The sequence below is a fragment of the Stygiolobus sp. CP850M genome (assembly GCF_037389425.1).
Taxonomy (GTDB): Archaea; Thermoproteota; Thermoprotei_A; order Sulfolobales; family Sulfolobaceae; genus Stygiolobus.
This window is the reverse complement of record NZ_JBBHKR010000062.1, coordinates 12,247-31,082: the sequence shown is the minus strand read 5'-3', so window position 1 is coordinate 31,082 and position 18,836 is coordinate 12,247. Positions and strand designations below refer to the sequence as shown.

The following is an 18,836-nucleotide window of genomic DNA, read 5'->3' as shown; positions in this document are numbered from 1 at the left end:
CAAAGATGAAGAAGCTCGAAAGGGCTGACAAGTGATGAGCCCGCGCAGGTCGGATGTTTTTATTCACACTTAACTATACTAAACTTGGTGAAGATTTCCATTACTCTTCTTCTTATTAGATCGTCTATTATTAGGACAACGGCTCCTGCATACGGTTGACCATAAAGTATAATATCTCCGTCTTTTCCGTAAATTACTATTGGAATTACTAATAAATCCTCTTCACCCTCCACATACACGACCTTACTAGCATCCGAGTCAATCTCAAGCAGTTCTTTAATTTTCGAAATTGCTGATAACCTTATCAGCCCGGCTTCGTTTTTTACCCTTTCCATGACTGTCCTCTTTTCAATATTAAACTTACGCCTAGTTTTTCCGTCTACTAATGACAGAAAAGGAGTTAAGTTAAGGTCTAATACAGTCTTAGTTACAACATCACCAACTGTTATTATTCTCGAGTTTTTCCTAGATCTAAGAAAGTGGAGAAGTTCGGCATTGTTTGCGAAAAGAATACCGTACGGTTTTGCCAATTGGTTTCTCAGTTCTTGAGGTAAAATAAAACAATAATCTACTTGACTGTAATCGCGTATCTCCACGGTGTCGATGCCCCAAAGACCTTTGCTACTTCAGAATCTTGGCTTATTATGATAACCATCCCGCTCCAATCCTCACTGAAAGACGTTGAGTTACAGATAGGGCATGTAGCTGTCTCCATGGGTACTAGTGCTCTACAATTTTTACAAGCCTTGAATATCTTCTTTTCTGGCATCACTTACTCGCCTTTGAGAGTTCTTGGTTTATCCACTCTAGTTTACCTAAGAATGGTTGCTTCATTGTTAGGGCTATCCTTGGCATTCTAGAACCTCCTACTGATATGCTAATTATCCGTGCTCTCACTCTATCTCCCTTCTGAATGACCTTCTTAGACCTCTCTCCTATAAGAATACCTCTATTTTGATCAAATTTCAGGTTATCGTCAGTTATTTGTGATATATGAACTAGACCGTCAACCGGACCTATATTGACGTATATACCATAGTTATCTACTTGATTCACCTCACCTTCAACTATTTCATGCATCATTGGTGCATAAACTAACATATTGAACTCTACCTCATGGTAAGTTGCGCCGTCTCCGAAGATTATATATCCTTCCTCGTTTGCTTTAGCATCAAACACGCCGAGTACAAGTCCGATATCCTTTAATACTTTTTCTTGGTATTCTTGTCTCAGAATTTGTAACGCGACATCATCGATAGGCTGACCGAAGTAGTCTGGAGGTATTCTAACGATACCCTTGGCTTTAATGAGTTTAAACATAGAGGTATCAGACTAGATAATAAAACTAAGACTTATATTTTTACTCTTCTGCCTAAGGTATAAAACTTTTATACCCATTTTTAATGCTCTTCGTCTTAAAGATAAATCGTTCGTAAATATCGCCATATCATATTTCTTACTTACCTTTAGCAAGTGAGTATCCACGTCAATATTATTGTCCTCCTCATCTATCTCACTCCAATAATTTCTATACGCGTCTAGATACTTTAACGCAACTTGAACTTTCATTTGCATTAAAGGACCGCCTACTTCGGCTAATTTTCTTAACTCTTTTAAGACAGATTTAGTTAGATAAAAAGCCGGTTTATAATCTAAAAACCGAACAACTCTTTCAAATGGGTCAAACCTATCGTAAACATATAACAGAATATTTGTATCTACGAGAATCTTCAGAAATTGATTAGACCCCATCCCACTAATCTCCATCTTCCTCCTATCTGTCTACTTATCACAGCTCTAAGACCTTTATCCCACGCCACAATAGGTCTCTTAAGCTCAACTTCTATCCTATTCGATTTTATGGACTTAATTACACCAAGTGTAGTTGAAGAACCTATAGTGATCATGATCGTTTCCTTCGGTTTTAAATTATCTACTTTTATCAGTTCTTTACTGCCTACTACCCGTTCTAAAAGCTGATAGTCTTCAATGACCATGTCAAAAAGTACGGGTACATCATGGTTGGCTTTCACTACAACGTTTCCAACTAAGCTATCGGCTTTAACATAAGAGGGATCTAATTCAGTACCTATTGCCATCAATCCACCTGGTTTTGCCTCCTTTACTTCAAGGTCTGAGAACCTAATGGAAGTTATTCTTGAATACAAGGGCTGATACTCTACTTTACCACCAGACTTCTCTATTCTAACACCTGGTAATACTTTTATCTCGTCTCCTACCTCTAATTTACCTTGTATTATACTGCCTCCTAATACACCTCCTTTTAACTCATTATAAGATGTTCCAGGCTTATTAACATCGAAACTCCTTATTACTAACATTATAGGAGGTTTAGATAAGTCCCTCTCTGGTGTAGGTATGTATTTTTGTATACTTTCAATTAATGCATCAATATTTATTTTGTGAAGAGCACTTACAGGTATTATTGGTGCACCTTCCGCCCATGTCCCCTTAAGGAACCCCCTGATTTGTTTGTATTGTTTTATAGCCTCCTCCTTAGGTACTACATCGACCTTGTTTTGAACAATAATTAGGTTTTTAATATTTATAATACCTAGCGCAAAAAAATGTTCTCTAGTTTGAGGCTGAGGAAAAGGTTCGTTTGCAGCTACAACTAAAATAGCACCATCCATCAGAGCCGCTCCAGACAACATAGTAGCCATTAGGACTTCGTGACCTGGAGCGTCAATGAAAGAAACTTTTCTCAGAAACTTAGGCTCTTCAGTACTACCACAATGTGCACATGAGGGCTCAGTAACATACGCCTCTGGAACTTTACAACTCTCACAAAATCCTATATTTGCTTCAGCGTAACCTAACTTGATTGTCATTCCTCTTTTTAATTCCTCTGAGTGTTTTGAAGTCCATATTCCAGTAATAGCTTGAACTAAAGTAGTCTTACCGTGATCAACGTGACCTACTACACCTATGTTTACTTCTGGCTGAACTTGTGGCCAAGACAAAAGTTTTTTCACCTAACTAATATAGTATTAACCTGAACTATTTCAGCAGTGATCATATTTCCGCGAACGGTCTTCTTCTTTCTCATACCGTCTTCAGTAGGATAGAAACCGGGAGGGGAGCTCAGTAACAGCCTCCTTTTAGCACCACCTTGAACGTCAAATCTCATCGGGAAGCCTGAGTTATCTGACCCACCGGTTATCTTAAGTTTCAGGGGTACTCCGGATATGTTTACGTCAACTACATCCCCTATTTTTGCCCCTATTAAACTGGGGACTTTTGATTGATCTACTGAGACCTGGAAGGCTTTAGTTCTGTAAGCTATTGCTTCAAACTCATTAGCACCGAATCTCTCTCCCATCTGCTGTGAAATCCATATCTCATTTTGGGGGACGGAGTTATCTACCTCGACCTTAAAGTGACCCTTTATTTTTAACTTTTTATCTCCCTCCTGCTTTTCTATCTCGACTGTCACGAACTGGTCTAAACCGAGATCTTGTTTAGTCTTCTCATTCAGTTTGGCTGAGGGTATTGCTTTTCCGTCCTTCTCTCCCTGATTAACCTGAACTGCATCAGATACTTTAACTTTAACCTTAGCTGTGTTAGGCTCTTTTGTTTGCGGGTCAGATATGACAATCTTGAAGTCAGGCACTCTTTATCCCTTTAAGCTAAATCAAAACACAAGTATATAAAATCGAAGTTAATAATTTGACCTATGATTGGCGTATTACTAGTTTTACACGGAAGTAAAGTTAGTGAGTGGAAAGAAGTTGCAATAAAGTATGCTGACTTACTTAGAAAGTATTTTTCAGTAGTCGAGTACGGGTTCATCGAGTTTAACGAACCTAGTATCACCGACGCAGCTAAGAAGCTTATTGAAAAAGGTGTAGATAGTATAGTTGTAGTCCCACTGCTTTTTGCTGCGGGAACGCACTTTAAGAGGGATATTCCTAAACAGCTTCAATCAGTGTCAAATAAAGTTAAAATAATAGTCGCTGAGCCAATAGGAGTAGACCATAGGGTTGCAGAAATTCTCAAAGAAAGAGTGGAAAAATCATTGAGCTCCTGAAACGAGAAGTTCTGCTTTCTCAGGCTCGTATCTCCATCCTTGAGGTAACTTACCTACCTCTACGTAGTACCTTACTAATCTTCTTATCTTAGACTCGGTCTCCTCTAACCCTCTCTTGGCTTTCTTATCCTTAGGATGCTCAAACAAGTGTCTTCTTATGTTAACAGCCTTCTTTATTAAATTGTATAAATCTTCTGGAATCTTAGGTGCTAAACCTTTCTCCTCTAATATCTGAACTACTTTTTTACCAGCTATTTGCCTAACTAGTGGTACTCCGTATTGGTCTCTCAATATGAGCCCTATCATACTTGGAGGATATCCTTTCTTAGCTAATTCTTCTATAAGTAACTCCACTTCTTCCCTAGTGAACCTAACCCACTTAGGAGCTCCAGTCCTGACGGGTCTAGTAGAGTGACTTTGACCATGAGCTCGTTTCTTATTCACGTCATTCACCTGTTAAACAATGGTTTCAGATTAGTAGTAGTATAACCCTTTCTTTTAAGTTCTTCTCTCACTATTAATGTACCCTTCACCATGTTATCCATCTTTTGAAAAGCCACAGACCTAGGCAAAAGCTTCAGTCCGCAGTCGGGGTTCACCCACACTCTTTCTGGCTTAAAGTGTTCCAATAACATTCTTAAATCATTAGCTACTTCCTCAGGCGACTCCACCCTTCTGTTATGAACGTCTATTACTCCTACTCCTATTTCACCATCCCATTTCTCGAAAAGTTTCACTGGTTCATAATTGTAGTTTTTCAGAGCTAGGTTAATTTGGTCAACTTTTAATCTGTCCAAATAAGGCTCTAGATACGAATATTCACCGTAACACACGTGCATAACGACCTTAACACCAATTCCCTCAATAGACTCATTTACAGCTTCTACTGCCCATTCTACTTCATCCTTCCTAGTGTGGATAGCAGGTTCATCAACCTGGATGACCTTTATTCCAGCCTCCACTAGCTTTTTCATTTCAGTGTTAAGTACTTTTGCCAGATCGAATGCCAGATCTCTCTTACTCTTGTAGTATTCATTGTAAGACCACTCGGCTATTGTATAAGGACCGGTAATCGTTACTTTCAGATAAGGAGTGTAACTGGCTTCCTTAGCAAATAGGGCTTCTTCGAGTAACATAGGCTCTTTATACGTTATCTTACCTACTACAGATGGTTTCCTATAGTAATGATCACCCCATACCCTAACGAAGCCGTAAAACCTAAAACCGCCTAGTCTCTCCGCAAAGAACTCTACCATTTCATCTCTTCTCATCTCACCATCTGTAGGAACATCTATTCCTGCTTTTTGATGGTCTCTGAGCACTGCTATCACAGCATCATTAAACGCTTCCTTCATATCTTGCTCGTTAAGTTTACCTTGATGATATAGTCTTATAGCTTCTCTTAACCATTTGGGCCTTGGATAACTACCGATTACCGTAGTTGGTAAAATAGGGAGCTCATCCATTTAGTATCATCTCCTTCGCCCTCTGTAATATTTTAAACTTTCTCTTTACTATGAGCTCAGGTATTAAATCGTTGAAGGTAGAATTCCCCAAGATTAATTTAGTTATACCCTTCTCTTTAGCGTTATTTGCAATCCTCTTTATTGTAGAGATCTTATCTAACTTAGTGTTTCTTGAGTCCAAAACACCGAAATACACTTGCCTATCTTTGCTGATATTGTATAGCATTCCAATCATGGGTTTGTTATCCTCTGTTACATCAAAGCCGTAAACATCTACTGGTAACTTAAAATAGTCGTCAATGACGTCGAACTTTATGTTGAAATATGTGATAATGTGTTTTTCTTTATTTATTCCGTTAAACATTGTCTTATAGTACTCCTTTAAGTTCTCTAATCTTTGCTTTCTCACTCTATCTTGAAAGAAATAAGGCTCATGTATTTCCACGGCGTCATAGTATTTTTCCGTATCCTTAAGTAAAGAGTTTACTACGTAGGAGTAATCCATCATTAAATCTTCTGTCTTGCCTTTATAGTGCACGTTCTTGGACATATACGTAAATGACAGCGGCCCTAATATAACAGCCTTTAATTTCAGACTTTTCTTTACATTCTTCTTTGCTAATTCCATGTACTTAACGTAATCATTAGATTCTCTGTACTCCAATTTAGACTTAATTACAATATGGCGATAGTAGAAGTTGTTATCGAAAAATCTATCTAACGCTCCCTTTTCAACACCCTTGAGAAAAGAGTAGGTTAAGTCTACTATATCGTCCCATTCTACCATTCCATCTGTTACATAGTCTACTTTATATTCCTCCATTAGTCCGAAGAAATCTTTCTGAAATTTATCTATTTCTTCTATTACTTTAGACTCTTCGACATTACCGTTTCTATATCTAGTTATTATCTTGGCTATCTTTATAGATCTAGGATAGCTACCCACCAGTGCTGTATAGATCTCCATCAAGATAGTTTAGGAGCAAGCAAATAAGTAACTTTCCCCCCTCCTTCCATGCTGAATTCCATTTGCAAAGGTTTCTGATCCGAAAAGGCTAGCTTAGTATAGTCTGACAGTTTAGTTAGCTGTAAAACGTTGTCAATGTAATTAATGTCATAAGTAGCTGTTGCCTCTTTAGTAAACTCTATGTCAGCCAAAGCACCGGTCTCCTTTGTAAACTCACTTTCTACTTTACTCTCTTCACCTCCTCTGATTACTACTTTTTCTTCAGTTGCATATATCGTTACACTGTCTTTACTAACTTGTGAAACCTCACTGATAGCGGTTTTCAGACCTTTCGAGGAAATTGAAGCTTTTACATCGAACTCAAAATTGGCTTCTGGTATTTCAGGGGGTAAAACTTGAATATTCCTTATATTGAAATCACGATTTATAGCACCTATAATAGTCAACTTTACTACCTCCTCGTTATCTGCATCTAATGAAATTGCTTGTTTTCCTTTCACAGCTTTCATCAGTTTCGACATATACTGAGTGTTAAATCCGAATTTGTATTCTTCCTGAACTTCATATTCTTTAAACATTTCTGCAGGTAAATCAATATTAATTAAAGATATTTTTGCCCTATCTACAGCAGTTAATTTTATACCTTCTGGTTTGATTTCAAAAAGAGCTTCATCAACCAACTTAGTGAGAGTTTGTATAATAGCCTTTATGTCTCGTGCATCATCGTAATATACATGCATAAAATAAATTAAGTTATTTAGCTCTTATTTTTTGCGTGATCCTACCCCGTATAATCATTTCTTCAGACAGAAGTAACTCAGGTAAGACGCTAATAACTTCTGGGATAGCCAGAGCACTATCCAAAAAGTTTAAAGTGAGGGCTTTTAAAGCTGGACCGGATTTCATAGACCCTAAGTACTTAAAAATAGCTACCGGTTCACCGGCAATCAATCTAGACATTTGGCTCATGGGAGAGGATGGAGTAAAGCAGACACTAGCAAAATACAGCAAGGGTTACCATCTTGGTATAATTGAAGGAGTGATGGGTCTATATGACGGAGTTGATACTAGATACAGCACTTACGAGCTATCCAAAATAACCCATACGCCCATAGTTCTGGTAATAAATTGTAGTAGCCTAGCTAGCACGGCAGGTGCTATAATAAAAGGACTGAAAGAGTATGGAAACGCTAATGTAAAAGGAGTAATATTTAACCAAGTAGGTTCAACTACTCACTTTAATTATTGTAAAAGATCAGTTCCAGAAGACATCGAGGTTCTCGGCTACATAAACTTCGATAAACAACTTACAATTCCATCAAGGCATTTAGGTCTATACACAACCGAAGACTTCAACAAAGCTGAAGAAGTGATTAGTTACGCCTCCAGACTTGTAGAAGAAAACGTAGATTTAGATAGACTGGTAGAAATTTCACAAGATACAAAGCCGATAGATAATGAAGTGACTATTGAGGATCAATCTAAACAAGAGGGAATCGCCTATATTGCACTGGATTCCGCGTTCAACTTTTACTATGAAGCTAACCTAGACTTCTTAAGGAAAAAATATAAGCTCGAGTTCTTTAGCCCTCTAAATAACGACAGACCTACAGAAACTCCAGACTTTATATATATCGGAGGCGGTTATCCCGAGTTACATCTAGAAGAGTTAGAGAATTCTACTTTGACAAAAGAATGGATAAAGAGAAACTCTGAGCGAGGTGTTAAAATACTAGGTGAATGCGGAGGACTCATGTATCTCTCTAAAGAGTTGATCGATACTCAAGGAAGGTCGTATCGTATGGTTAACGTATTCGATATATCGATAAAGACTAAGGATAGGCTGACTATAGGTTATACTGAGTTAGAGCCGATTAGGATTAATTATCTATCATCTTCCACAATCAAAGGGCATGAGTTTCACGTCTCTAAGCCAACTCAAGTAGGAACTGATGTTCAGTTTGCGTTCAGAAATAAGATCGGAAAAGGTATATGGGAGGGAAAAGATGGTGTATTATACGAAAACGCTATAGGATTGTATTCTCACTTATACTTTTCACGAATTGGAAGTCTGTTGTCTCTTTAACTCCATCCTTTTAACTCTATTAAGAACTTCCAAGAGCCTATCTATATCATTTGTGTAAAGTCTTATTTTGTATGGAAGCTTTGAAGTCTTAGAATCTATCTCTACATATTTCTTCTCCCTGTTCTCTATTATTTCAGCGTTGACCAAATGTCTCGAATGTAAGAATACGCCGCTTTTATCTGTGGATAATATTCCTTTCTCTGTTACTTTATAACTTGAGGGAGCCATAGCGTCCATCATCTGGATTTTTATCAGTCTACGATAGACGAACATGTTGAAAAGATACAGAGCTTCAAAGTAGATTAAGTAAATTGCTAATTTCTCGTATTGTGTTACACTATCTACAATTTTTAATAATACATAGTCATAAAATAGAAATATTATTATTATATACAAAATCATTATACCGAACGACTTAAAGTTAGCTACGGCAAGTTGTTGCATTTTCTGAACATACTCCATATCCTTCTGTATGAGGCTTCCGGCATTCTTCTCTTCAAACAATGTATTTGACTTGTATATCTCACCCATATATTTTCTCTCCGCTAACATAGGGTTACTTTTAGCCATCATAACGCTGGATATCCCCATTATCACGACAATATAAAGGACATAAACAGGCAAGAAGTATTGAGGATAAAGAGATAGAACAAAAGACATTAAAATCATTAGCCCTTGCGATATCAGTATCATCTTCCAGTTGTAGGGATTGGGATATCCTTGAGGATAACCAGACATACTTAATCATACTCTATTAATGTGGGGTAATAAATATCTGTTGTAACATGTCTCTTACACAACGTTTAGTAATTAGTGCGCTATTTATTACATTAATCCTATTGTCAGTGAATAAAGTAACGGTCTTTTCGGGGTTCCAGAGTTCCACTAGCTCTACAATATCCCTACCGTCGTTAGAAATAAAGATAAGCGTTATTCAGGATTACGTTAACTCTCAGTTAAACATAACGTACAATTTTAACGGATTTCAGTTAACGTTTAATGTAACGGATAATACCTCAGCCTTAAAACTGAGGTTGCCTAGCACCCTACATTATGTGGTTTCTCAAACAATCAACTGTACAGAAATTATCATTCCATCCAGCTATTTGCTGATGTATTTTTATAACAACTCATATTTTACAATAAATTTGTATGATTCTTCTCAAAATGCTACTATAGTAGTATCGCTAGTACAAGAAGTATATAACTTGTCAGAAACTTTTTTCTCAACTCTTTCTTCTTCAATAACTTCAAATAATAACCATCCTTTTATTCAATCAACTACAGTCTTATTCTTAATTATTTCTATTCTAGGAATAATTGTATTTGTAACTCTAAGATTTAAAAAAAGAAATTAGTAAATACACTTAAATATTTATAAAAGTATGTTATCTTGCAATGTTACCCCCTAAGGAAGAAATCAAGAGAAACTTAGAATCTGGACTACCGATTTTAATTTATGATTTTGACGGAAGAGAAGAAGAAGTTGACATGGTGTTTTATGCAGGTGCGGTGACATGGAAAAGTATAAACTTATTAAGAAAAGATGCAGGAGGACTCATCTGCTACGTAACTGGTGATAATGAGGCTAAAAAGTTAGGCATAACTTTTATGACGGAAATAGTGAAAGAGAAGTACCCTCCATTGTATAAGAAACCTCCTTACGGAGACGAACCTGCCTTCGCATTATGGGTTAACCACATCTCTACCCGAACCGGAATAAACGATGAGGACCGGGCTAAAACAATATCCGAGTTACATAAGACAGTTAGCATGATAAAGATAAGGGAGGATGAGGCTAGGAATAAATTCTACACAGAGTTTTATGCACCGGGTCATGTCCCAATTTTAATTTCAAGAGGATTAAAGAACAGAAAGGGTCATACGGAATTGAGTACATCTCTACTAGAGTATATAGGATTAGAAAGAAGTGGTGTTATAGCTGAAATGCTGGGAGATGGTAAGAGCCTCTCTAAAGAGAAAGCTATACTCTATGCTAAGAATAACGGATTCCTTTTCATAGAGGGTAAGGAAATTGTGTTAGAGGTGATTAGATGACCTCACGTAAATACGGAGTTGTAGATACAACCTTTTCTAGAGTAGACATGGGAAAAATAGCCATAAGCGTGATAAGGAAAGAGGACCCAGAAGCTGAGATTGTAAGGTATACAGTCCCCGGTATAAAAGACTTGCCTGTCGGTGCAAAGAAGTTATTAGATCAAGGATGTGACGGTGTTATTACTTTAGGGTGGGTAGGAAAGACTATGTTAGATAAGTACAGCTATCTGGCTACAAGTATTGGACTGATCATGGTTCAGATATTAACTTCTAAACACGTAATTGACGTAACTGTTCATGAAGACGAATCTGAAGATGAGGAAAAACTCGTTGAGATCGCGAAAGACAGGGCATCAAAACACGCTCTAAACCTTGTTAAGTTAGTCAAAGAAGGAGGATCAGCTTTAACTAAGTATGCTGGTAAAGGTCTTAGGCAGGGGTATACACATGCAGGAGAACTCGAAGATTAATTTAGCTATAGTCGTAGCTGAATTTAACTACGATATCACGTACTTAATGCTACAAAGGGCAATATCCCACGCCAACTTCTTAGGAGCTACAGTTAGAGTAGTAGTGAAAGTCCCCGGAAGTTACGACATGCCCATGATAGTCAAGGAATTACTAAAGAGAGACGAAATAGACGCAGTAGTGACTTTAGGTGCTGTAATTAAAGGAGAAACTAAGCATGACGAAATAGTAGCAACACAGACTGCCAGAAAATTAATGGATCTTTCAGTAGAATACGGCAAACCTGTAACGTTAGGAATTATTGGACATGGAGTCACACATGAACAAGCTGTAGAAAGAATTGAGGAGTACTCAACTAGGGCTGTGGAGTCTGCAATAAAGCTAGTTAAAAGGGCAAGAAAATTGAAGGAGTTACAGTTAAGTGGGGATGCGACGGTGGTAATTGAGTGAAAACAGTAAAGCTCATAATGGAGGGTTATAAGCAGTGGACTGAAAGTTTAGGAGTCGACAGAGAATGGAAAATTCAAGCTTTCCAACACTACTTTTCTTACTTACTCTACAACAAATTAGCCGAAATTGGAAGTTACGTTATCCCATTTCGTTATGATATTCACGTTATATTAGCCGATGGAGTAAAGGAAAAAGATATAGTAAAAGTAATAGAAGAAATAGATACTCATTCTCCGACTTCTATTAAACTATGTAAAGGTTATCATCAAAAGCCTATCCTTTCAGTGTTTTCTTGTGAAGAAATCGATTTAGACAAGGTACCTGATGAAAGAATACTCGTTGCACATTACGACATTGATGGAATTACTAAACTTAATATACAACAATCGATGGAAAAAATAGATTTTTTGATGGACTACATAAAAGCGGTAGGAAAAAGGCTAGGTTGTATAGACCAATATTTCGGTGGTGATAACTTGGGGCTGTTCTGCTCTGAGGACACTGTTGAAGCACACATAAAGGTAGTTAAGGAGTTAAATGATGTTAAAGTAGGGATAGGTATCGGTTCAAAAGCTAGAGATGCTTTAAGAAACGCTACTGAGGCATTGGACGAGATTAGAAAATTCAGGGAAGAAAAATGGAAAATAATAGGATAAACCTCGGAGGAGCTTTACTCGGAGAAGAACTAGATTACGTTGAGAAAATAAACATAGAGTTTGACGAAAATACTGGAAGAATAACTCATATAGGGAAGGGCTACGACTATAAGGGAAAGGACTTAAGAGGTTATGTTGCTATCCCTCCTCTAGTTAACGCTCATGCGCACACAGCGGATTTCACATTTCCCGAAGTAGAAATAACAAAAAGCCTGAAGGAACTTGTAGGCGATCCAAAAAGTGTAAAATATGAGTATTATAAGAAGTATCGAGATAAAATAGTCGAGAGAATTGCACAATTTTTGAAATATTCCAAGAGTCTAGGAATATTTACAATAGTAGATTTTAGAGAGGAGGGTATTGAAGGAATAAAAATAGCTCTAGAAGCGGACAAAATTGTAGCGGAAGTTAACCATATACTTCTAGGAAGACTTGACGTTTTTTCTGAGGAAGAATTAATTAGACTACACAGCATATCTCATGGCTACGGGTTACCTTCTGTGAATAGTAATAGTAAAGACGAATTAGCTAAAATCAGCACTGTGTTTTCAGATAAGATTAGAGGTGCTCATGTTTCCGAGACTAAGAGACATTACTTAAGGGATGACCTCGAGTACTTGCTAAGTTATTATAAGCCGACTCTCCTGATTCACGGGACTAATTTAAATGAACCTGACTTCGACTTGATTTCGGATATTCCCTTAGTAGTTTGTCCCAGAAGCAACCTATGGTTCTCAGCTGGTATACCTAGAATAGCTGATGCAATAGAAAAAGATGTAAAGTTACTTTTCGGTACAGATAATGGTGCATGGATAGATTATAATTTATGGAAAGACCTTGAGTTAGCGTATCTCTTATCGAGAGTTCAAAGACCCCTTACGGATTTTTCGAAGGAAATTCTGAAAGGAGCGACAACAACTGCTTACAGAATATTTAATCTAAACTACGGTGTAGAAGAAGGTAAAACGTTTTTGGTAGTCCTTCTAAAAAAGGATGAATTAAGTTGGGCTCACAATATTTATTCTGCTATCGTTAAAAGAGGTTCTAATCTAGTTTCTCATAGTCTTGGTGCTATCCAAAACCTCAAATGACCTCCAGATTCAGTAGTAGCTTCTCCCCTTAACGGCACATTAGTTCCGAAGCTTACGGTAACGTCCTCCGAGAATGCTAATGCCTTAAAAGCTGTCTTTAGTACTTCTATCTTATAGAATGATCTACTCTCTGCCTCTATAGTTACAGACTTTAGGGGTTTATCTTGGTGTAGCTTAGCTTTATAAGATTTACCACTTTCTTCTATAGAGAACTCAATCCCGTTATCGTCAGTGGTACTTATTTGAATTTCTTCCTCTGTTACAATACTGGCATCAGACAATATCTTCTTCAGGATTGATCCGTCTAACGAAAAGGAGACCGGAAGTGAGACTTTAGGTTCAGTTAAGCGTTGTGTTTCTACTTTCTCGCCCTTGACATAAATATTGCTTCTAAGTCCACTTTTTTCGTCTCTTAAAGTTATTTTTAATCCAGCGTCAGTTTCATCTATCATTACTGAGGTAGTCTTGCTCTTAGCTTTACCTAGAATCTTCTTTACCTCATTTAAGTTGATTTTTACACCGACTGGCTTATCGATTGAGTAATCCTCTAAGTATTCCTTAGATATAACGAGGACTCCCATTAAGGACTTATCGTCCGTTAAATAAGAAGAATAAATCGAATCCTCTATGAAATTTAAAACTACTTCATCAGCTATTTCGTTCAACCCTGCTAATAGTGAATAAAAATCTTTAGCATTAGAATAAACAACTTTGATCATTCTTCTTCCTCAGATGTTTTTTTGGCTTTAACTTTTTTAGACTTTTTTGCCACTTTTCTTTTCTTTTTATCTCTAGCAGAATATCTATTTTTCAGTTCATTAAACATTTTCTTTGCTTCCTCAAGGCTTATTTTGTCGTCCAATAACTTATCCCATATCTCGGTGTTTTTCATTAGCAACTCTATATCAGGAATTGTCATGGAGGCGAATTCTTCTTCCTCACCACTTTCACTTGTTTTCTCCTCTGATTCTTCTTCCTCGTTCGGAGCTATTTCTTCTTCTAACTTCTCCTCTTCCTCACTTTTTTCCTCCTTACCCTCCTCGTCTTCGTCAAACATGAACATCACCCTCGTAAAACTGAACTAAATATATGAATCTCCCTAATAAATCTCTAGTCACGAATACCCCTCTAGGCAGTTTCGGAAAAGTCTCGTATAATGTGTAATACATATCCAAATCAGAACCTCCAAAAAACTTACTGATATACTCAAGCTCTCCAGGCTCAACTATATTAAATGCGTAGAATAAACCAGCATTCGGAATAACGTCCTTCAAATAATCCACGCTTTGTGATATTAGCAGAAAACCAAATCCAAACTTTCTACCTTCGGCTAAAAGCCTTTCAATCAATTGTTTGCCTGACTCCTTACTAAGTAGAAAAGGTGCCTCATCTATTATTACTAAGTTTTCTATCTTACTCGATTTACGAGAGTACATTAAACTTTGTATTGATTTAAGAATTGTTTCCATTATAATATATTTAACTTCATTTGTAGGAACACTAGAAAAGTCTAGTATATAAGAAGAGTTAAGTAACTCCTCGAAGTTAATACTGTTAGACTGAAAAACTGTTGAGGATAAATACTGTAGATATGGCTCTAGAGATTGATATTTGTTAATTTCTTGTGCACTTAAAGCGTTCTTCTTGTGACGCTCAAGGAGTAGTAATACGTCCCTAAAAGTAGGAGGGTTTTGAGACCAAGTAGAAGGGTCGTCTGGGTCTAGACCTTTTTCGGCGTAAGCCTCAACGATTAAGTTAGTTAACTCAATAGCTTGAATATTTCCTAGATTAAATAAACTCTTAAGCATGTATGCGATCTCTAATGCTCTCTCCTTCGGATTTCGATTAAAGAGACTCAAGGGATTTACCGAAATCTGAGAAACGTCTACTCTCTTAACTTCATTTAGGTAGTATTCTCCGTGTAAGTCAAATACGAGGAAATTAACACTAAGTTTAGAGGCTAAGAGCTTAGCAAAATTGGACTTACCAGAACCACTGGTGCCGACTACAATAATATTATAGTTCTTAGTTTTCGAAAAGTCAATACAATAATTAGCCTTGATACCTGACCATTTATACTTTCTGCTACTGTTAACCCTTATTACACTTGAGTCTATTATGCCGGACTTACTTAGTATTCCTACGATGTTTCCTAGGCAGATACCTTGTTTACTGATTTCCCCTCTTGGAGTTAGAGAATAAGGAGTTGCAAACCATGAGAGTAATATTAAAGGTAGGTCGTAGTAATCCCCGAAAAGAGAAATACCTATAACATTTAACATACTACCAGCTATGAGAGGCAAGTTCCCGTAAAAAAGAAAAAAATAGAGAGCTATTACTAATGTGAACCCGATGAGGGCTATTTTAGGCTTGAACTTGTATCCAAAAAGGGATAATTGTTCGAACCAAGTATCTGACATGTTTCTTCTAATAAACCACCCTATAAAACCTATGAATAAGGCAGAAATAAAGTAGGTAGACGAAAACGTAAGCAAGTCAAGAAGAAAGAAAAAGGATAGGGACTGTTGTTGAAATAAAGAGTACGTAAAGAGGATAAGGGGGTAATATAAAATTACCATAACTAAAGAAGTAAATATAAATTCAACTAGAATTCCATCAAGGAAGAAAATCACCAAAAGCTCAGCAGACTCCACAGCTGGGTAAATATAGTACGGAATTACAATTAAATTAGGAATTGCATACTTAATGAGTATAAATTCAAGAACTATCAAAGATGTCATAATAGCGTGCTTTTTAAGCATATTTTATTTTAAGCACCAAATCACAAGATTTTATGGCTTCATGATAAACGTTTCTCAGAGTTTTTACAAGAAGTTATACGAGTTAGGATATAAGAGTCTTACCCCTATACAAGAAAAAGCTATTCCGAAAATTTTAGAAGGAAAAAACACATTAGTTGTAGCCCCAACTGGATTCGGTAAAACCGAAACAGCGATATTTCCGATTTATTATAAAATACTAAAAGAGACCCCGCCCAGGATTTCAGCAATTTATATTACACCTCTTAGGGCTCTAAACAGAGACATAGAAAATAGGTTAAAAAGATTAGGAGAAGCATTAGGAGTTAAAGTAGCAGTAAGGCATGGTGACTCCTCTCAGTCGGAAAGAAAGAACGTAATAAAGGATCCTCCAGACGTACTCCTTACTACTCCAGAGACTTTAATGTACCTGATTATAAATAAAGATATGAGAGAATTACTAAAGAACATACGTTGGATAGTCATAGACGAATTACAAGAAATGTTGGATGAGAAAAGGGGATATGAATTACTTCTTGTCTTCGAAAGGTTGAAACACCTTACTGCCCAAAGAAAACCGCAGATGATAGGATTATCTGCTACAATCGGAGACGTAGACATAGCCAAGAAGTTCTTAGGTGATGAGGTAGAGGTAGTTAAGATTGATAAGAGAAAAGATATGCAAATTACCCTAGTGATACCTAGCATCGATCAAGAGATCATAGACCTCTCAGTGAAAACCGGCCTAAACCCAGAGACCTTATCTAGGATAAAAGCCTTAGAGAAAATAATTAAAGAGGAAAAGCCAGTTCTGATATTCACTAACGTAAGAGAAACTACGGAGTTCTTGGCTAACGAGTTGACAAAACTAACAGATTTAAAGATCCTTACTCACCACGGCTCTCTATCAAAGGAAATTAGAATAGATGCTGAAAACAGATTCAGAAAGGGAGAAATAGACGCCTTAGTTGCGACATCAAGCCTTGAATTAGGTATAGATATTGGTTTAATTAACGCTGTAATCCAGTATATGTCGCCCAGACAAGTTATAAGATTAGTGCAAAGAATAGGGAGAAGCGGCCACTCTCTAGATAAAATTTCGCGAGGATACTTAATGCCATCAGGAGATACTTATGATATCCTCGAGTGTAAAAGCATACTCGATAGCTTAAGGGAAAGTTATCTTGAAAGTCCTATAGTAGAACCAAAACCCTACGACGTAGTAGCTCATGAAATAGCTGGTATGGTACTCGAAGGAATAACAGACCAAAAGGAAATATTCAAGATAGTAACGTCCTCGTTCTTATTCTCTGACTTAACAGAGGAGGAGTTTGAAAAAATCCTCAGTATCCTCGAGTCGGCTAGAATTATAAAGAGGAATAAAGAAAACGTCCTTCCCTCATATAGGGCATGGAGATATTACTATACAACTAATATGATACCGGATTCAATAAGAGATTACCTCGTAATAGATCATATTAACAACTCAAAAATAGGGTCTCTAGATTACGAGTTCGTAGCTACGCTCGACGAGAATTCCGTTATAGTCTTAGGGGGAAGACTATGGAAAATCGTTTCGATAGAAGAGAATAGAGTATACGTAGAGCAAACGTCTCTAAAATCGGGCGTCTTACCGAACTGGTTCGGGGAGTCTATTCCGGTAGAAAAGGAAGTAGCTTTGAAGGTGTACGAATATCTTGAGAAACTCGAAAAGGGTGAAGGTTTAGAACTACCTGAGAACGTGATTGATAGATTAAGAACACTTGTGGAAGAACAGAAGAAGAGAGGATACCCACTACCCTCTAGGAGTACAAGCTTGGTAGAAATAAACAATGACTTAATTGTAGTCCACGTAGCTTTAGGTACTAGAGGGAACAACACTTTAGGTGCGGTTCTGTCATTGCTACTAACCAATCTAAAGGGAGTGAAGACCAACTACAGAGCTGATGCTTATCACATAGCTATAGCGTCCGTAATCCCCTTAAGTGAAAATGACGTTAAAAGAGCTATTTCTATATTAAATAACATTACTATTAATGAATTTAAGGACTTGATTGGGAGGGCTGTAAGGGATAGTCCTCAGTTTAAGTGGAAACTTTTAGTAGAAGCTGAGAGGTTTGGTGTGATAGATAGAGAAAAGATCTCAGACCTACAAATTATGCAAACTGTCCTTAAGGCTTTCGCAGATACAGTAGTTGGGGAAGAAGCTGTAAAGGAATTAGTATATAAGAATTACGACTTAACAATCTTTAACGACCTCAAACACATTTCATGGAAAATTTTACAAGTGCCGAGCTTCTCACCTCTCGCTAAAGAGTTCTTGGACAAGCTTCTGGTCTTATCCCACTCGGACGACAAAGGAGCTATGCTAGAGATATTCAAGCGTAAACTTAGTAACTGTGAAGTTTGGATTTCTTGTTTATTATGTAATTGGAATCAGAAAGTAACCTCTTCTTCGGCGCCACAAAAATGCCCTAAATGTGGTTCTATCTTCTTAACGATAATTGAGAATGACGACGACTTAAAAATCCTTAAGAAAATTAGAGAGAACCAGAAAATCAATAAAAAGGAAGCTAAGAGGCTAGAAGCCCTGAGAAACTTAGCATCAATGTACTCGATCTATAATAAGTATGTGGCAATAGGAATGTGTGCAAGAGGAGTAGGTGCTAGTAACTTGGGAAAAGCCCTTGATAAGCTCAAATATGGGGAGGAAAAGTTTTACGAAGCTTTACTTGATGAAGAAAGAAAGTTTTTAAAGAATAGAAAATACTGGCAATAGGTTTA

The 18,836-nt window shown here is 37.1% G+C and carries 22 protein-coding genes; 8 read left to right on the top strand and 14 right to left on the bottom strand.

The window, feature by feature from the left end:
• Positions 1-59 precede the first annotated feature (59 nt).
• Genes WIW89_RS06520 through WIW89_RS06495 form a run of 6 tightly spaced genes read right to left on the bottom strand, consistent with a single transcriptional unit; the run spans position 60 to position 3,634 of the window.
• Positions 60-596, bottom strand: coding sequence for a GTP-dependent dephospho-CoA kinase family protein (locus WIW89_RS06520; RefSeq protein WP_337720169.1), 537 nt, complete (start codon positions 594-596; stop codon positions 60-62).
• Complete coding sequence (gene spt4, locus WIW89_RS06515; RefSeq protein ID WP_337720168.1) at positions 569-769, bottom strand: transcription elongation factor subunit Spt4; 201 nt, start codon at positions 767-769, stop codon at positions 569-571. Before spt4 ends, WIW89_RS06520 begins: the two co-directional genes overlap by 28 nt.
• Complete coding sequence (locus tag WIW89_RS06510) at positions 769-1,320, bottom strand: DNA-directed RNA polymerase (RefSeq protein ID WP_337700614.1); 552 nt, start codon at positions 1,318-1,320, stop codon at positions 769-771. The genes spt4 and WIW89_RS06510 overlap by 1 nt, the downstream gene beginning before the upstream one ends.
• A gap of 12 nt (positions 1,321-1,332) precedes the next feature.
• Entirely contained in the window at positions 1,333-1,752 is a 420-nt protein-coding gene (locus WIW89_RS06505) for a PIN domain-containing protein (protein ID WP_337708893.1), read from the bottom strand.
• A complete protein-coding gene (locus WIW89_RS06500) occupies positions 1,731-2,984 on the bottom strand; it encodes a translation initiation factor IF-2 subunit gamma (protein WP_337720167.1) in 1,254 nt (417 codons plus the stop codon). Before WIW89_RS06500 ends, WIW89_RS06505 begins: the two co-directional genes overlap by 22 nt.
• An 8-nt stretch (positions 2,985-2,992) precedes the next feature.
• Positions 2,993-3,634 carry a 30S ribosomal protein S6e gene (locus WIW89_RS06495; RefSeq protein WP_337720166.1) on the bottom strand — a complete coding sequence of 214 codons (642 nt, stop codon included), beginning with the start codon at positions 3,632-3,634 and terminating at the stop codon, positions 2,993-2,995.
• A gap of 63 nt (positions 3,635-3,697) precedes the next feature.
• Between WIW89_RS06495 and WIW89_RS06490 the strand changes: the two genes are divergently transcribed.
• Positions 3,698-4,051, top strand: coding sequence for a CbiX/SirB N-terminal domain-containing protein (locus tag WIW89_RS06490; RefSeq protein ID WP_337700622.1), 354 nt, complete (start codon positions 3,698-3,700; stop codon positions 4,049-4,051).
• Here WIW89_RS06490 and WIW89_RS06485 read toward each other — a convergent pair.
• Genes WIW89_RS06485 through pcn form a run of 4 tightly spaced genes read right to left on the bottom strand, consistent with a single transcriptional unit; the run spans position 4,037 to position 7,224 of the window.
• A complete protein-coding gene (locus tag WIW89_RS06485; protein ID WP_337700624.1) occupies positions 4,037-4,495 on the bottom strand; it encodes a 30S ribosomal protein S15 in 459 nt (152 codons plus the stop codon). The genes WIW89_RS06490 and WIW89_RS06485 overlap by 15 nt on opposite strands.
• 5 nt (positions 4,496-4,500) lie before the next feature.
• Positions 4,501-5,517: a methionine synthase gene (locus tag WIW89_RS06480; RefSeq protein WP_337720165.1), complete on the bottom strand. Its 1,017-nt coding sequence runs from the start codon at positions 5,515-5,517 to the stop codon at positions 4,501-4,503.
• On the bottom strand, positions 5,510-6,484 hold the full coding sequence (locus WIW89_RS06475) for a 5-methyltetrahydropteroyltriglutamate--homocysteine methyltransferase (RefSeq protein ID WP_337720164.1): 975 nt from the start codon (positions 6,482-6,484) through the stop codon (positions 5,510-5,512). Before WIW89_RS06475 ends, WIW89_RS06480 begins: the two co-directional genes overlap by 8 nt.
• Positions 6,484-7,224: a proliferating cell nuclear antigen (pcna) gene (gene pcn, locus WIW89_RS06470; protein WP_337700630.1), complete on the bottom strand. Its 741-nt coding sequence runs from the start codon at positions 7,222-7,224 to the stop codon at positions 6,484-6,486. The genes WIW89_RS06475 and pcn overlap by 1 nt, the downstream gene beginning before the upstream one ends.
• Before the next feature lie 35 nt (positions 7,225-7,259).
• Between pcn and WIW89_RS06465 the strand changes: the two genes are divergently transcribed.
• On the top strand, positions 7,260-8,570 hold the full coding sequence (locus WIW89_RS06465; RefSeq protein WP_337720163.1) for a cobyrinate a,c-diamide synthase: 1,311 nt from the start codon (positions 7,260-7,262) through the stop codon (positions 8,568-8,570).
• On the opposite strand, the gene WIW89_RS06460 is transcribed toward WIW89_RS06465, so the two are convergent.
• Positions 8,541-9,308 (bottom strand): DUF2208 domain-containing protein, encoded by a 768-nt coding sequence (locus WIW89_RS06460; RefSeq protein ID WP_337708902.1) that lies wholly within the window; start codon positions 9,306-9,308, stop codon positions 8,541-8,543. The two genes, WIW89_RS06465 and WIW89_RS06460, sit on opposite strands and share 30 nt — an antisense overlap.
• Before the next feature lie 660 nt (positions 9,309-9,968).
• Here WIW89_RS06460 and WIW89_RS06455 point away from each other — a divergent pair.
• From WIW89_RS06455 to WIW89_RS06435, 5 genes are read left to right on the top strand one after another with little or no spacing between them, the layout of a single operon-like run.
• On the top strand, positions 9,969-10,628 hold the full coding sequence (locus WIW89_RS06455; protein WP_337700640.1) for a 3,4-dihydroxy-2-butanone-4-phosphate synthase: 660 nt from the start codon (positions 9,969-9,971) through the stop codon (positions 10,626-10,628).
• Positions 10,625-11,098, top strand: coding sequence for a riboflavin synthase (gene ribC, locus WIW89_RS06450; RefSeq protein WP_337720162.1), 474 nt, complete (start codon positions 10,625-10,627; stop codon positions 11,096-11,098). The genes WIW89_RS06455 and ribC overlap by 4 nt, the downstream gene beginning before the upstream one ends.
• Positions 11,076-11,546: a 6,7-dimethyl-8-ribityllumazine synthase gene (gene ribH, locus WIW89_RS06445; RefSeq protein WP_337708906.1), complete on the top strand. Its 471-nt coding sequence runs from the start codon at positions 11,076-11,078 to the stop codon at positions 11,544-11,546. The genes ribC and ribH overlap by 23 nt, the downstream gene beginning before the upstream one ends.
• The gene (locus WIW89_RS06440; protein WP_337700647.1) at positions 11,543-12,202 is read left to right on the top strand and encodes a GTP cyclohydrolase IIa; all 660 of its coding nucleotides are present in this window, start codon (positions 11,543-11,545) and stop codon (positions 12,200-12,202) included. The genes ribH and WIW89_RS06440 overlap by 4 nt, the downstream gene beginning before the upstream one ends.
• Positions 12,184-13,293, top strand: coding sequence for an amidohydrolase family protein (locus tag WIW89_RS06435; RefSeq protein ID WP_337720161.1), 1,110 nt, complete (start codon positions 12,184-12,186; stop codon positions 13,291-13,293). Before WIW89_RS06440 ends, WIW89_RS06435 begins: the two co-directional genes overlap by 19 nt.
• Here WIW89_RS06435 and WIW89_RS06430 read toward each other — a convergent pair.
• The 3 genes from WIW89_RS06430 to WIW89_RS06420 are packed head-to-tail and all read right to left on the bottom strand — an operon-like array spanning position 13,260 to position 16,055.
• Positions 13,260-14,012 carry a DNA polymerase sliding clamp gene (locus tag WIW89_RS06430; protein ID WP_337720160.1) on the bottom strand — a complete coding sequence of 251 codons (753 nt, stop codon included), beginning with the start codon at positions 14,010-14,012 and terminating at the stop codon, positions 13,260-13,262. The two genes, WIW89_RS06435 and WIW89_RS06430, sit on opposite strands and share 34 nt — an antisense overlap.
• The gene (locus WIW89_RS06425; RefSeq protein WP_337720159.1) at positions 14,009-14,350 is read right to left on the bottom strand and encodes an RNA polymerase Rpo13; all 342 of its coding nucleotides are present in this window, start codon (positions 14,348-14,350) and stop codon (positions 14,009-14,011) included. Before WIW89_RS06425 ends, WIW89_RS06430 begins: the two co-directional genes overlap by 4 nt.
• Complete coding sequence (locus WIW89_RS06420; RefSeq protein ID WP_337720158.1) at positions 14,343-16,055, bottom strand: ATP-binding protein; 1,713 nt, start codon at positions 16,053-16,055, stop codon at positions 14,343-14,345. Before WIW89_RS06420 ends, WIW89_RS06425 begins: the two co-directional genes overlap by 8 nt.
• A 40-nt stretch (positions 16,056-16,095) precedes the next feature.
• Between WIW89_RS06420 and WIW89_RS06415 the strand changes: the two genes are divergently transcribed.
• Positions 16,096-18,831: a DEAD/DEAH box helicase gene (locus WIW89_RS06415; protein ID WP_337720157.1), complete on the top strand. Its 2,736-nt coding sequence runs from the start codon at positions 16,096-16,098 to the stop codon at positions 18,829-18,831.
• Positions 18,832-18,836 lie beyond the last annotated feature (5 nt).

What these genes read in the sequence shown, in the direction of transcription:
- WIW89_RS06425 (WP_337720159.1), bottom strand. Translation starts at nt 14,350, where the DNA reads ATGTTTGACGAAGACGAGGAGGGTAAGGAGGAAAAAAGTGAGGAAGAG.
- pcn (WP_337700630.1), bottom strand. Translation starts at nt 7,224, where the DNA reads ATGCATGTATATTACGATGATGCACGAGACATAAAGGCTATTATACAA.
- WIW89_RS06415 (WP_337720157.1), top strand. Translation starts at nt 16,096, where the DNA reads ATGATAAACGTTTCTCAGAGTTTTTACAAGAAGTTATACGAGTTAGGA.
- WIW89_RS06460 (WP_337708902.1), bottom strand. Translation starts at nt 9,308, where the DNA reads ATGTCTGGTTATCCTCAAGGATATCCCAATCCCTACAACTGGAAGATG.
- WIW89_RS06510 (WP_337700614.1), bottom strand. Translation starts at nt 1,320, where the DNA reads ATGTTTAAACTCATTAAAGCCAAGGGTATCGTTAGAATACCTCCAGAC.
- WIW89_RS06490 (WP_337700622.1), top strand. Translation starts at nt 3,698, where the DNA reads ATGATTGGCGTATTACTAGTTTTACACGGAAGTAAAGTTAGTGAGTGG.
- spt4 (WP_337720168.1), bottom strand. Translation starts at nt 769, where the DNA reads ATGCCAGAAAAGAAGATATTCAAGGCTTGTAAAAATTGTAGAGCACTA.
- ribH (WP_337708906.1), top strand. Translation starts at nt 11,076, where the DNA reads ATGCAGGAGAACTCGAAGATTAATTTAGCTATAGTCGTAGCTGAATTT.
- WIW89_RS06420 (WP_337720158.1), bottom strand. Translation starts at nt 16,055, where the DNA reads ATGCTTAAAAAGCACGCTATTATGACATCTTTGATAGTTCTTGAATTT.
- WIW89_RS06480 (WP_337720165.1), bottom strand. Translation starts at nt 5,517, where the DNA reads ATGGATGAGCTCCCTATTTTACCAACTACGGTAATCGGTAGTTATCCA.
- WIW89_RS06475 (WP_337720164.1), bottom strand. Translation starts at nt 6,484, where the DNA reads ATGGAGATCTATACAGCACTGGTGGGTAGCTATCCTAGATCTATAAAG.
- ribC (WP_337720162.1), top strand. Translation starts at nt 10,625, where the DNA reads ATGACCTCACGTAAATACGGAGTTGTAGATACAACCTTTTCTAGAGTA.
- WIW89_RS06455 (WP_337700640.1), top strand. Translation starts at nt 9,969, where the DNA reads ATGTTACCCCCTAAGGAAGAAATCAAGAGAAACTTAGAATCTGGACTA.
- WIW89_RS06435 (WP_337720161.1), top strand. Translation starts at nt 12,184, where the DNA reads ATGGAAAATAATAGGATAAACCTCGGAGGAGCTTTACTCGGAGAAGAA.
- WIW89_RS06430 (WP_337720160.1), bottom strand. Translation starts at nt 14,012, where the DNA reads ATGATCAAAGTTGTTTATTCTAATGCTAAAGATTTTTATTCACTATTA.
- WIW89_RS06505 (WP_337708893.1), bottom strand. Translation starts at nt 1,752, where the DNA reads ATGGGGTCTAATCAATTTCTGAAGATTCTCGTAGATACAAATATTCTG.